This is a genomic window from Nocardia sp. NBC_00508, from assembly GCF_036346875.1.
Taxonomy (GTDB): domain Bacteria; phylum Actinomycetota; class Actinomycetes; order Mycobacteriales; family Mycobacteriaceae; genus Nocardia.
Genome location: NZ_CP107852.1, coordinates 4762805 through 4774876, shown reverse-complemented (window position 1 = coordinate 4774876; position 12072 = coordinate 4762805). Strand labels below are relative to the sequence as shown.

General features: G+C 66.9%; 13 protein-coding genes. 5 read left to right on the top strand and 8 right to left on the bottom strand.

Features of this window, described 5'->3' with window-relative positions; translation table 11 throughout:
* Window positions 1–95 precede the first annotated feature (95 nt).
* The 3 genes from OHA40_RS21105 to OHA40_RS21095 form a co-directional block, all read right to left on the bottom strand.
* A complete protein-coding gene (locus tag OHA40_RS21105) occupies window positions 96–509 on the bottom strand; it encodes a PIN domain-containing protein (RefSeq protein WP_330228616.1) in 414 nt (137 codons plus the stop codon).
* A complete protein-coding gene (locus tag OHA40_RS21100; protein ID WP_327110033.1) occupies window positions 506–724 on the bottom strand; it encodes a type II toxin-antitoxin system VapB family antitoxin in 219 nt (72 codons plus the stop codon). Before OHA40_RS21100 ends, OHA40_RS21105 begins: the two co-directional genes overlap by 4 nt.
* 123 nt (window positions 725–847) lie before the next feature.
* Window positions 848–1492, bottom strand: coding sequence for a dihydrofolate reductase family protein (locus OHA40_RS21095; protein WP_330228615.1), 645 nt, complete (start codon window positions 1490–1492; stop codon window positions 848–850).
* 87 nt (window positions 1493–1579) lie between these two features.
* On the opposite strand from OHA40_RS21095, the gene OHA40_RS21090 reads away from it, so the two are divergent.
* Window positions 1580–2131 (top strand): winged helix-turn-helix transcriptional regulator, encoded by a 552-nt coding sequence (locus OHA40_RS21090; protein WP_330228614.1) that lies wholly within the window; start codon window positions 1580–1582, stop codon window positions 2129–2131.
* A gap of 57 nt (window positions 2132–2188) precedes the next feature.
* Here OHA40_RS21090 and ychF read toward each other — a convergent pair whose 3' ends face one another.
* Both ychF and OHA40_RS21080 read right to left on the bottom strand, forming a co-directional pair.
* Complete coding sequence (gene ychF / locus OHA40_RS21085; protein ID WP_330228613.1) at window positions 2189–3268, bottom strand: redox-regulated ATPase YchF; 1080 nt, start codon at window positions 3266–3268, stop codon at window positions 2189–2191.
* A 94-nt stretch (window positions 3269–3362) separates the two neighbouring features.
* The gene (locus tag OHA40_RS21080) at window positions 3363–4286 is read right to left on the bottom strand and encodes a quinone oxidoreductase family protein (protein WP_330228612.1); all 924 of its coding nucleotides are present in this window, start codon (window positions 4284–4286) and stop codon (window positions 3363–3365) included.
* A 264-nt stretch (window positions 4287–4550) separates the two neighbouring features.
* Here OHA40_RS21080 and OHA40_RS21075 point away from each other — a divergent pair, with 264 nt between their 5' ends.
* Window positions 4551–5387: an AraC family transcriptional regulator gene (locus OHA40_RS21075; protein ID WP_330228611.1), complete on the top strand. Its 837-nt coding sequence runs from the start codon at window positions 4551–4553 to the stop codon at window positions 5385–5387.
* 11 nt (window positions 5388–5398) lie between these two features.
* Window positions 5399–5815: a VOC family protein gene (locus tag OHA40_RS21070; protein WP_330228610.1), complete on the top strand. Its 417-nt coding sequence runs from the start codon at window positions 5399–5401 to the stop codon at window positions 5813–5815.
* Window positions 5816–6085: 270 nt separating this feature from the next.
* Here the strand turns inward: OHA40_RS21070 and OHA40_RS21065 are convergent, their stop codons facing one another.
* From OHA40_RS21065 to OHA40_RS21055, 3 genes are all read right to left on the bottom strand, one after another.
* Window positions 6086–6910 (bottom strand): carbohydrate ABC transporter permease, encoded by an 825-nt coding sequence (locus OHA40_RS21065; protein ID WP_442944068.1) that lies wholly within the window; start codon window positions 6908–6910, stop codon window positions 6086–6088.
* Window positions 6911–6987: 77 nt separating this feature from the next.
* Complete coding sequence (locus tag OHA40_RS21060) at window positions 6988–7863, bottom strand: carbohydrate ABC transporter permease (protein WP_330234305.1); 876 nt, start codon at window positions 7861–7863, stop codon at window positions 6988–6990.
* Between the two features lie 44 nt (window positions 7864–7907).
* Entirely contained in the window at window positions 7908–9266 is a 1359-nt protein-coding gene (locus OHA40_RS21055; protein ID WP_330228609.1) for an ABC transporter substrate-binding protein, read from the bottom strand.
* A 159-nt stretch (window positions 9267–9425) separates the two neighbouring features.
* Here OHA40_RS21055 and OHA40_RS21050 point away from each other — a divergent pair, with 159 nt between their 5' ends.
* Together OHA40_RS21050 and OHA40_RS21045 are read left to right on the top strand one after the other, a co-directional pair.
* The gene (locus OHA40_RS21050; protein WP_330228608.1) at window positions 9426–11684 is read left to right on the top strand and encodes a carbon starvation CstA family protein; all 2259 of its coding nucleotides are present in this window, start codon (window positions 9426–9428) and stop codon (window positions 11682–11684) included.
* 98 nt (window positions 11685–11782) lie between these two features.
* The gene (locus OHA40_RS21045; protein WP_442944067.1) at window positions 11783–11941 is read left to right on the top strand and encodes a YbdD/YjiX family protein; all 159 of its coding nucleotides are present in this window, start codon (window positions 11783–11785) and stop codon (window positions 11939–11941) included.
* Window positions 11942–12072 lie beyond the last annotated feature (131 nt).

Here is a 12072-nt window from a genome sequence, read left to right as displayed (position 1 = left end):
CAGAGTGCCCAGAAGAACGCTGGCCAAGTTGGGGCGTTAAGGCCGTTTCCTACACGTTGAAGCGGAACTCGACCACGTTCCGCCACGAACCAACGTCACGGCGAAGGCGCGATGTATTCGCACTGCAGGTCGGACACCCTCGCGATGTGCTCGAAGTCGTGGTCCGCGGCAAGCACGGTCGCATCGTTCACGATGGCATAGCCGGCGATGAGGATGTCGTGCGAGCCGGCCGCCCGGACGAGCCCCGCGTTCCACAGTGCTGCCTGGATATCGAGCACGAGCGATTCGTCGGGTGCATGCTCGAGCGGGAATCCGAGGGAGATCTGCTCTCGGTAGTTCGCGTGCTCTTCGGGCGTCCGGGCGCTGTGGCAGAACTCGAGCACCTGCGGCGGGCAGGTGACGAACAGGTCGGCCGACGCTCGCTCGATACGCCGCAGGCGCGCAGTGATACCCGGGTCCCCAGTGGCCAACCTCGCCCAGACCGAGTTGTCGACCAGGTAGTCGGTCACGAGGACTGGGACTCGCCCGGAGAGACCACTGGCGCGCCGAGCTCGTTGTCGAGGTCGGTCAGTCCTGCGATACCGTCGATCATCGCGCCCTTCTGCTTCGAGGCGATGAGCCGGCGCAACGCGAGGTCGAGGACGGCTCGGTTCGATCGCTCGCCCGTGAGCGCTCGGGCACGCTCGATGAGCTGCGGATCCAGGTCGACGCTGGTGACTGCCATGATTGTCCCTCCCGTTTGTTATATGTCTGATTATATATCGGGCGGCGTCACGGGGCCACCCCAGCCGTACCGGGACTCCAGCTCGAGCAGGAGGACCAAAGCCACCGACCCAAGCCAGCGCTCTCACTCGCCGTGGTTCCTGTTCCACAGCTGATGCGTCAGACCGCTGGATGTGCTGATGGACTCAACACTGAATCGCTCTTCCAGGCCAGTGAGGTGATCCCAGATCCGAACACCAGCACCGAGCACGATCGGAATGATCGACACGTGCAGAAAATCAATGAGATCGGCGTGGAGGAACTCGCTCACGGTGGACGGCCCGCCGCCGATCCGGACGTCCAACCCGCCGGCTGCATCTTGCGCCAAGCGAAGCGCCTCCTGCGGCGAGGCATCCACGAAGTGGAAACTGGTGCCGTTGTCGAACTCGAGTGCTTCGTGCGGGTAATGGGTCAGAATGAAGACCGGGGTGCGGAAGGGCGGCGAATCTCCCCACCATCCCTTCCAGCCGTCGTCCGGCCATTCGCCCGCCTGCGGGCCGAACTTGCGACGACCCATGATCTCCGCCCCGACACCCTGGCCCCACATACTGAACATGGCGCGGTCCACGGTCACGGGTTCGTCGATTCCGTGAATGCCGTGGATGACGCGTCCGTCGAACTTGCCGAAGAGCGCCTCCGCTCCGCCGATCGGCGCTTCGAGCGTCACGTGATCGCCGGCGGCATACCCGTCCGAGGAGACGAAGAGGTTGTGGACTCGCGTACGGGACACAATGGCTCCAATACAGGTGGTTGCAAAATAAAATCACTCGCATCGTAGCGTAGAGTGATTTCTATCTGCAATCACTTTGGAGATCAGATGGCGAGAGAACAGCCCCGATCAGGGTGCGCAATCAATGCGGCGGTCGAGGTGCTGGGCGACGCCTGGAGCCTCATTGTGCTTCGCGACATCGTTTTCGGCGGTCGCCGCCACTTCCGCGAGCTCCTGACGCGCAGCGACGAAGGCATCGCGTCGAACATCCTCGCCAACCGCCTCCGAAATCTGGTCGAGGAGGGCCTGCTTTCTCGTGACGATGCGACGCGGGGGCAGCGGGCGGCGTATTCGCTCACCGAGGCAGGGATTCAGACGGTTCCGGTGATGGTGGCCCTCGGGGCCTGGGGCATGCATCATCGACCCACGTCACACGCATTGAGCGTTCGCGCTCGCATCCTGGCCGAGTCCCCGGACCTCGTCGACGACCTCATTGACGAACTCCGCGAGATTCACCTCGGCATTCCGCGACGCGCCCCCGAACGCCCCCTTGCGTCCGAACGACTGCAGCACGCGTTCGAGGCCGCCGCAGAGAGAGCGGGGGCATGGTCCAGTGGCAGCGACGCGCCCGAACCAGCAACCTCGAACGCCGACGTCTGAACGTTCGGGCGTCCCGACGCCTTCGTAAGAAGGCCCTGAGGTTGAACCGAAACGCGACTACACGTTGAAGCGGAACTCGACCACGTCGCCATCTGCCATGACGTAGTCCTTGCCTTCCATTCGGACCTTGCCTGCGGCCTTGGCAGCGGCCATGGAACCGGTGCCGACCAGGTCGTTGTAGGCTACGACCTCCGCCTTGATGAAGCCGCGTTCGAAGTCCGTGTGGATGACTCCGGCCGCCTTGGGGGCGGTGTCGCCCTGGTGAATGGTCCAGGCGCGGGCCTCTTTCGGGCCCGCGGTGAGGTAGGTCCGGAGGCCGAGGGTGTGGAAGCCTGCTCGGGCCAGGCCGTGCAGGCCGGGTTCGGTTTGGCCGATGGATTCCAGGAGTTCGAGGGCGGATTCCTCGTCGAGTTCGAGGAGTTCGGCTTCGACCTTGGCGTCGAGGAAGACCGAATCGGCTGGGGCGACAGAGGCTTTCAGCTCGGCGACCTTCGCTTCGTCGGTCAGGACCGACTCGTCGGCGTTGAAGACGTAGAGGAAGGGCTTGGTGGTGAGCAGGGAAAGTTCTTTGAGGAGTTCGGTGTCCACCTTGTCGGCGGCGGCGAACAAGGTGGTGCCGTTGTTCAGAATCTCCTGGGCTGCCTTGGCGGCGTCGGCGACCGGTTTGCGGTCCTTCTTGACCTTGGCTTCCTTGTCCAGGCGCACGACCGCCTTCTCCAAGGTTTGCAGGTCGGCGAGGATGAGCTCGGTCTCGATCACCTCGATGTCGGCGGAGGGGTCTATCCTGCCGTCGACGTGCACCACATCGTCGTCGGAGAATACGCGGACCACCTGGCAGATGGCGTCGGCCTCGCGGATGTTGGCGAGGAACTTGTTGCCCAGGCCCGCGCCCTCGGAGGCGCCCTTCACGATGCCCGCGATGTCGACGAACGACACGGTGGCGGGCACGATGCGTTCGGAGCCGAAGATCTCGGCCAGCTTGGTCAGCCGCGGGTCGGGCAACGGGACCACGCCGATGTTGGGCTCGATGGTCGCGAACGGGTAGTTCGCGGCGAGCACGTCGTTCTTGGTCAACGCGTTGAACAGCGTCGACTTTCCGACGTTGGGCAGGCCGACGATTCCGAGGGTGAGACTCACGAGGAACAGAGTCTACGCGGCGGGCCGACTCCGCTACCCCGCGCCCGCCTCGAACCGGGTGCCCGCACCGCAGGCACAGGCAACCCAGGTCCGGTCAAGGGATCAGGACGACTTTGCCCAGGTTGGCGCGACCCTCGATGACAGCGTGCGCCTCGGCGGCCTCGTCCAGCGCGAATTCGGCGTGGACGGCCGGGCGCACCTGGCCGGACGCGAAGTACTGCCACAGCTCTTGGCGCCAGTGCTCGTACACCTCGGGCCGCCCCCGCGCGATGCGGGCCATCTGGAAGCCGATCACCGACTTGGCGCCGACGAGCAGGTCGTATGCCTGGATAGTGCCGCCGCCCGAGCTGTATGCGACCAACCGCCCACCGGGGGCCAGGGCGGCGATCGCGGGTGTGAGCAGGTCGCCGCCGACGGCGTCGAGCACGTAGTCGGCGGGCGCGCCCCAGGACTCCCGGCCGTACTCGACCACGTCGTCGGCGCCGAGCTTCTGCACGAACTCTGCCTTGGCGAGATCCGACACCGCGCCGACCACACGCGCCGCACCCCGCACCCGCGCCAGCTGGACCGCGAGGTGGCCGACGCCGCTCGCGGCGGCGGTGATCAACGCAGACTCCCCCTCCTGCGGCGACGCGGCGTCGAGCGCACCGAGCGCCACCAGCCCGCTGCGCACCAGTGCGACGGCGTCGACGGCGGAGGCTCCGTCGGGAATCGGCGAGGCCATGGCCGCCGAGAGCAGCGCGTAGTCGGCGTAACCGTGCCCGAACACCAAGCCCGTGACCCGATACCCGGCCGCGTACCCGTCGACGCCCTCGCCTACCGCCACCACCTCACCGGCGACCTCGCCGCCCAGCGCGATCGGTTCACGCTGCTCGCGCACCTTCCGCACCACCGGCAGGGTCACCCCGACCGCCTCGACGCGAACCAGAAGTTCGCCCGGCCCCGGTGTCGGCACCTCGGCCGAGACCAGTTCGAGCACCTCGGGACCGCCGCTGCGCCCGTATTGGACCCGCCGCATGAACACCTCCACAAATCATCGGAAGGCGCAACGCTAGTCGGATCTCAGCGCTCGACCACAGTCCACTACACGTTGTAGTGCTCCATCTCACCGTCGCCCGCGGCCAGCGGAGAGGTCGGTGGATGAGTTGTTCACCAGGCGCTGACGGCGGGACACGAAGTCACGACCGTGGTCCGGGGAGAAGCACGTCCACGTCGCGAACTGATCGCATGAGCTGCGCGGAGCCGACCTTGCGATAGCCGACGTGCGGCGTAGCGTGACCGTATGGAGCCGACCACTGAGGTGGTGACGGCGCGGCCGGCACCAGTGCTCGCGGCGTTCATCGACCGCTACCTCGGCTACCGCATGTCCGGGTTCGCCGCGTCGATCCATCGCGGGTTGCCTTCGCGTCACATGACTTTCATCGTGGCGATCGGCCCGACCATCGATGTCGTCGAGCAGACCGATCCGCGCCAGTCCCCGCAGGACTACCGCTGCGTGCTGAGCGGTCTACAGGAGAGCACCGCGCTGATCGCGCACGACGGCTACCAGGAAGGGGTGGCCGTGGAGTTGACGCCGCTGGGCTGCCGAACGCTGTTCGGCATGCCCGCCGCGGCGCTGTGGGACACGTCGGTCGAATTCGCCGACGTGGTCGGGCCGGTGGGCATGGAACTGTGGGAACGTTTGCAGTGCGCGCCGACCTGGCCGGAACGCTTCGCCGCCTGCGACCGGGTGCTCTCGGCGCTCGCCGACCCCGATCGCGTGGTCGGTCCCGAACTGACCTGGGCCTGGCATACCTTGGTCCGTTCCGGCGGCGGCATCGCGGTGGGCCCGCTGGCCGAGCAGATCGGGTGGAGCAGGCAGCATCTCACGCGCCGGTTCAATGGCGAATTCGGTCTGAGCCCGAAACTGGCGGCCCGGATCACCCGTTTCGAGCGGGCCAGGCGGATGCTCGCGCACACGCCTTCCTACATCACCATCGCTCAGGTGGCCGCTGCCTGCGGGTACTACGACCAGGCCCATCTCGATCGCGACTTCGCCGACCTCGCCGGGACGAGCCCGACGGCCTGGCTGGCCGAGGAGGTTCCATCCGTCCAAGCCGCCGAGGAGGTCGCCGGTTGACGATGAAGGACATGACGAACCCGACTGAAACCAGTACCCGCACCGCCGTCTGGCCTACCCTGACCTTCCGCGACGCTCCCGCGATGGAAACGTTCCTCATCGAGGCGTTCGGCTTCCGGGAGACCGCGCGCTACGCCCGCGAGGACGACCCGTCCATCGTCGAACACGCCGAACTGCGCTGGCCGCTGGGGGGCGGCATCATGTTCGGCTCGGCGGGCAAGGACGACAGCCCGTTCGGCACCCGCCCGCCCGGCACCGACTCGGTCTATCTGGTCTGCGAAGACCCCGACGCCCTGTTCGCCCCCGCCACCGCCGCGGGCGCCGAGGTGGTCCGCGGCCTGCGCGACGAGGACTACGGCTCACGTGGTTTCACCGTCCGCGACCCCGAGGGCAACCTCTGGAGCTTCGGCACTTACTGGGGCGAATAAGGGCGCAGCCGGACGAAGTCCGCCGGTAGCCCGCGCCGGGCCGAGCGACGGCAGAGACAGCCGCAGAAAAGACACCGCCGGACGAAGTCCGTCGATAGCCCGCGCCGGGCCGAGCGACGGCAGAGACAGCCGCAGAAAAGACACCGCCGGACGAAGTCCGTCGATAGCCCGCGCCGGGCCGAGCGACGGCAGAGACAGCCGCAGAAAAGACACCGCCGGACGAAGTCCGCCGGTAGCCCGCGCCGGGCCGAGCGAAGGCGAGGCAGCCGCTCAGCGCCCCCCGAGCCCCGACATCGCGATGCCGCGGATGAACGCGCGCTGGGCGATCGCGTAGATCACCAGCAGCGGAAGCAGGATGACGACCGCGGCGGCCATGAGGATCGGCCACTGGGTGTGGTACTGGCCTTGCAGCCGGACCAGACCCAGTGTCGCGGTGGCGACGTCCTCGCGCTGGATCATGACCAGCGGCCAGAGGAAGTCGTTCCACACGGTGATCCAGGTGAGGACGGCGAGCACCATGAGGGCCGGGCGGGTGTGCGGCAGCAGGACCCGCCAGTAGACTTGCCATGTGGTACAGCCGTCGAGGATGGCGGCCTCCTCCAATTCCGTCGGCAGCGTGCGGAAGAACTGCCGCATCAGATAGGTGCCGAACGCGCTGCCGAAGAGACCGGGCACGATCATCGCCCACGGGGTGTCCACCCAGCCGAACGCACGCATCAGCAGGAACTGGGGGATCACCGTCACGGTCAACGGCACCATGAGCGTCGCCAGGTAGGCCAGGAACAGCATGTCGCGTCCGCGAAAGCGCAAGCGCGCGAAGGCGTAACCGGCCAGCGAGCAGAAGAAGACCTGTCCCGCGGTAACGCATAGCGCGTAGATAGTGGTGTTGAGCAGCATCCGCCCCAGCGGCAACAGCTCGAAGACCTTCCCGTAGTTCGACCACTGCGGCCGCTCCGGAAGCAATGCGGCGTCGGCGATCTCACCGTCCCGTTTCAGCGACCCGGACACCGCCCACAGGATCGGCAGCAGCGCACACCACGCCACACCGACCAGCGCGGCGTACACCGCGGCCCCGCGAACCGCGCGCCGCACGATGGCCCGCTCGACCCGGCCGCGCGCGACAATTTCGCCGCGCCGGACCGGCAGGGCGCGCCGCACCACCTCGACCGCGTTCACTGCTCGACCTCCGCCCGCCGGGCCATGCGCAGTTGCAGCAGAGTCAGCAGGAACAGCATCGCGAAGATCACCCAGGCGAGCGCGGACGCGTAGCCGACCTCGTAGAAACCGAAGGCGTTCTGGAACAGCATGATCCCCAACAGGTAGGTGCCCGTCTCCGGACCGCCGTTGCCGCCGGTCAGCGCGTACGCCTGGTCGAAGGCCTGCACCGAGTTGATGATCGTGATGATGAAGACGAACGACAGCGGCCCGCGGATCAGCGGCAGCGTGATCGCGGAGAACCGCCGCAACGCTCCGGCGCCGTCGATCTTCGCGGCTTCGTAGAGCGTCTCCGGGACGCCCTGCATGGCGGCGAGCAGGATGACCGTCGCGAACGGCACGCTCTTCCATACGGTGACGATGCTCAGCGACACCAGCGCCCAGTCCGGGTCGGTCAGCCAGGGCACCGCGTCGATGCCGATCCAGCCGAGCGCGACATTCAGCAGGCCGTCGTCGGTGAACAGGAATCGCCACACCACCGCCATGGCGACCGCCGACGCGACCAATGGAAGAAACGCGACGGTCCGAAAGATGGTGATACCGGGCCACTTTCGGTTCAGCACCGCCGCCACCGCGAGCCCGATCGCCACCGTGGGCAGCAATGTCAGCACCGTGAAAACAGCCGTATTGCGCACAGCGATGAGAAACAGCGGATCGGATCCGAACAGCCGCCAATAGTTGTCCAGGCCGACGAACCGCATGGGACTGAACAAGTCCCACGAATGAAAACTGAGATAGAGCGAAAAGCCCAACGGAAACAACAAGAAAACCGCTACAGCTCCCACATTGGGCGCGACGAATGCCCAACCGGCCCGTTCCCGCCGCCGCGCCAGTCGGGACGGTGCTTTGCTCGCGGTTCGCGGCCGCGGTATCCGGCTCATGGCACCTCCAACAGGGCGTCGACGTCGGAGGCGAAGCGGCCGTTCAAGGAGTCAGCGGTGGCGGCGCCGCGCAGGACGCGGTTGGAGCCCCGCTCCAGCAGTGCCGAAACCTTGCCCCAGGCAGGCGTCACCGGCAGGGGCCGGGAGTTGGCCGGGCCCTCGGTGAATACCTCGAGATTGCGGATCTCGCGGTGCGCGGCGGCGAACCCCGCCGAGCCCATGGCGGATTTCAGCACCGGAACGAACAATCCGGACGCGGCGATGATCTCCTGCCCCACCGGCCCGGTCGCGAATTTGACGAACTCCCAGGCCTGTTCGATGCGCGGACTGTCCGCGGCGATGGATAGTCCCGTGCTGCCGACATCGGTGATGGCGCCCGGACCACCGCGCGGGCCGACCGGCAACACGGTGACGTCGATGGCGAGATCGCCGTGCCCGGCGAATTCGGAATAGAGCCAATGCCCGCCCAAAGCCATGGCCGCGCGTCCCCGCCGGAACAGGTCCGGCGCCGAAACCGACAGCGTGTCGGCCGCTTTCGGCGCCACACGGTGGCGCACCGCGAGGTCGGCGTAGAACTGGAATCCTTCGGCGAACCGCGGATCACCGACGTTGGTCCTGGTCGGATTCACCGATGGCGTGAACCACTCGGCGCCGTTGTTCATGCCGAAGCAGGCTGCCGAGAAGTAGGGCACCCACGCGTCGGCGAAGCCCCATCGGGTCCGCCCGGACGAGTCGTGCCTGGTCAAAGCGCGGGCGGCGGCGAGGAACTCGTCGAACGACCAGGCGTCACGCCAGCGAGTGGGCGGGGTGAGCCCGGCGTCGGCGAACAGTTGCCGGTTGTAGTACAGGAACACCCCGGACCATTGCTCGGGCAGGGCGTACTGGCCACCGGCGTAGGTGAAGGTGTCGTACAGCGCCGGGTAGCTGTCGGCGCGCAGCTGGTCCGCGTACTGCGGCTCGCGCTCCAGCAGAGTGTTCAGATCCAGCAGCACACCGCGCTCGGCCAAGCCGGAATACAGCAGCTCCCAGGCCATCAGCACGTCCGGGCACTTGCCGCCGGCACAATAGGTGAGCATCTGCTGCATGGGGTCGGGCCCCGACATGATGGTGCGAATCCTGATGTCCGGGTGCCGTTTCCGGAACTCGTCGATGATCTTCAGCCGCACCCGCGCTTCTTCCGGCCGGGCCTGGAAGAAGAAGGTCAGGGCGTCGTCATCGGAACCGCACCCACCGGTCGCCAGCAGCGGTGCGGCCAGCGCCGACCCGAGCAACGTCCGGCGACGGACCCGGGCGACGGGATCGGCACGCAACACAGCCCTCCTCCGGGGCGGATGTGGAGCTTCTTCGAACCGCATGGCAGCATACGTTCGGCTATCACAGGGTGACGGCCGACACATGAACAATATTTCACGCTGCTCGCCTGGCGGGCCGAATCGGCACGACGGCGATCATCGATCGGATACGTTGTCACGTGTTTCAGCAAGATCCTGCGCGTTTCACAGGAGAGTAGGCCGATGGCGACAATCGAATATCTGCGGACCGATCCCGATCTGCCGCCCGTCGGCGTGGTCGACAAATCCCCGATCACTCCGGCCAAGAAATTGATCTTCGCCGGGATCGCCGTACTCGGTGCGATCGCCTGGGCGGTGCTCGCCATCTCGCGTGGCGAATCGGTCAACGCGGTGTGGATCGTGATCGCAGCGGTGTGCACCTACTTCATTGCGTATCGCTTCTACGCCGGGTTCATCGAACGCAAGATCACCAAACCCCGCGACGACCTGGCCACGCCCGCCGAGATCCTGGAGAACGGCAAGGACTACATGCCGATGGACCGGCGGGTGCTCTACGGGCACCATTTCGCCGCCATCGCGGGCGCGGGTCCGCTGGTCGGTCCGGTGCTCGCGGCGCAGATGGGCTACCTGCCGGGGACCATCTGGATCGTGGTCGGCGTGGTGCTCGCCGGGGCGGTGCAGGACTACCTGGTGCTGTGGGTGTCGATGAAGCGGCGCGGTCGAAGCCTCGGGCAGATGGCGCGCGACGAGCTGGGCGTGATCGGCGGCTGGGCGGCGATCGTCGGCATTCTCGTGATCATGATGATTCTGCTCGCGGTGCTCGCGCTGGTGGTGGTCAACGCGCTCGCGCACAGCCCGTGGGGCGTCTTCTCGATCGGAATGACCATCCCGATCGCACTGTTCATGGGTGTCTACCTGCGGTTCCTGCGGCCGGGCAAGGTCGGCGAGGTGTCCGCGATCGGGTTCGGTCTGCTGCTGCTGGCCATTGTGAGCGGCGGCTGGGTGTCGGAAACCGACTGGGGCACCGACTGGTTCACACTCTCGCCGGTGACCATCTCGTGGCTGCTGATCGCCTACGGCTTCTTCGCCTCGGTGCTTCCGGTATGGCTGCTGCTGGCGCCGCGGGACTATCTGTCCACCTTCATGAAGGTCGGCACCATCGTCCTGCTCGCGGTCGGCATCCTGATCACGCTGCCGGTGCTGCGGGCGCCCGCGGTCTCGACATTCGCGACCTCCGGCACCGGTCCGGCGTTCGCTGGCTCGCTGTTCCCGTTCCTGTTCATCACCATCGCATGCGGAGCGCTCAGCGGTTTCCACGCACTGGTCTCCTCCGGAACCACGCCGAAGCTGCTGGAGAAGGAATCGCACGCGCGGATGATCGGCTACGGCGGCATGCTGATGGAGTCGTTCGTCGCGGTCATGGCCATCATCACCGCCTCGATCATCGACCAGCACCTGTACTTCGCGATGAACGCGCCGGTCGGGCTCACCGGCGGCACCGCGGAGAAGGCAGCCGCCTACACCAACAGCCTCGGCCTCGGCGGTCCCCCCACGACGCCCGCCGAGCTGAGCCAGGCGGCGAGCGACGTCGGCGAGACGACGATCATCTCCCGCACGGGCGGCGCGCCGACGCTGGCGGTCGGCATCTCCGAGGTGTTCCACCAGTTCCTCGGCGGCGCCAGCATGAAGTCGTTCTGGTACCACTTCGCGATCATGTTCGAGGCGCTGTTCATCCTGACCACGATCGACGCGGGCACGCGGGTGGCGCGGTTCATGCTGTCGGACGCACTGGGCAACTTCGGCGGAGCGGCGAAGAAGTTCCGCGATCCCTCCTGGAGGGTCGGCGCGTGGCTGTGCTCGGCGCTCGTGGTCGCCGCGTGGGGGTCGATCCTGCTGATGGGCGTCACCGATCCGCTGGGCGGCATCAACACGCTGTTCCCGCTGTTCGGCATCGCCAACCAGCTGCTCGCGGCGATGGCGTTGACCGTGGTGCTGGTGATTCTGGTGAAGAAGGGCCTGGCCAAATGGGCTTGGGTTCCCGGCATACCGCTGGCCTGGGATCTCGCGGTGACCATGGCCGCGTCCTGGCAGAAGATCTTCTCCGCCGACCCGAAGCTGGGGTACTGGAAGCAGCACAGCATCTGCCAGGCGGCACAGGAGGCCGGGAAGCTGTGCCTGACCGCGAAGACCCAGGACGATATGAACGCGATCGTGCGCAACACCTTCATCCAAGGCACGTTGTCGATCGTGTTCGCGGTGCTGGTGCTGATCGTGGCGGTCGTCGGCGCGGTGGTCGCCTTCCGCGCCTGGCGCTCCGGCGAGACGACGACCAGCGAGACCCCGGAGGAGCCGTCGAAGATCTTCGCGCCCAGTGGATTCGTCGCCACCGCGGCGGAGAAGGAAGTCCAGAAGCAGTGGGACGAGTTGATCGCGACCGGACAGGTGCGCGCGCCCGGCGCGGCACACGTTCATGCGCAATGAGTGATGCCGCCAGCACGGGTGCCGACCGGTCCGCGCGACCGGCCGACACCCGGCTGCGCGCCACGGCGCGTGTCTGCGGGGACGGCGTTCGTGCCGGGATCTGGTGGTTCAACTCGATCCTGGGCGGACAGGACTACCGGCGTTACGTCGAGCACCTGCGGCGCAGGCACCCGGAGTGCGCGATTCCGACCGAGCGGGAGTACTGGCGGCAGCGGCATGCCGAGGCGGATCGCAATCCGGCCAACCGCTGCTGCTGAGTGAACTTTTTTTGGTGCGCGCCGCCGCATGTCGTTTCGGTGCTTCGCACCACTCTCCACCGCGCCGGATGCCATGGCGCTTGTGTGAGGTGGCGACAGCGCCTGGCGACGATGGCTGATTTCCGCTAGCA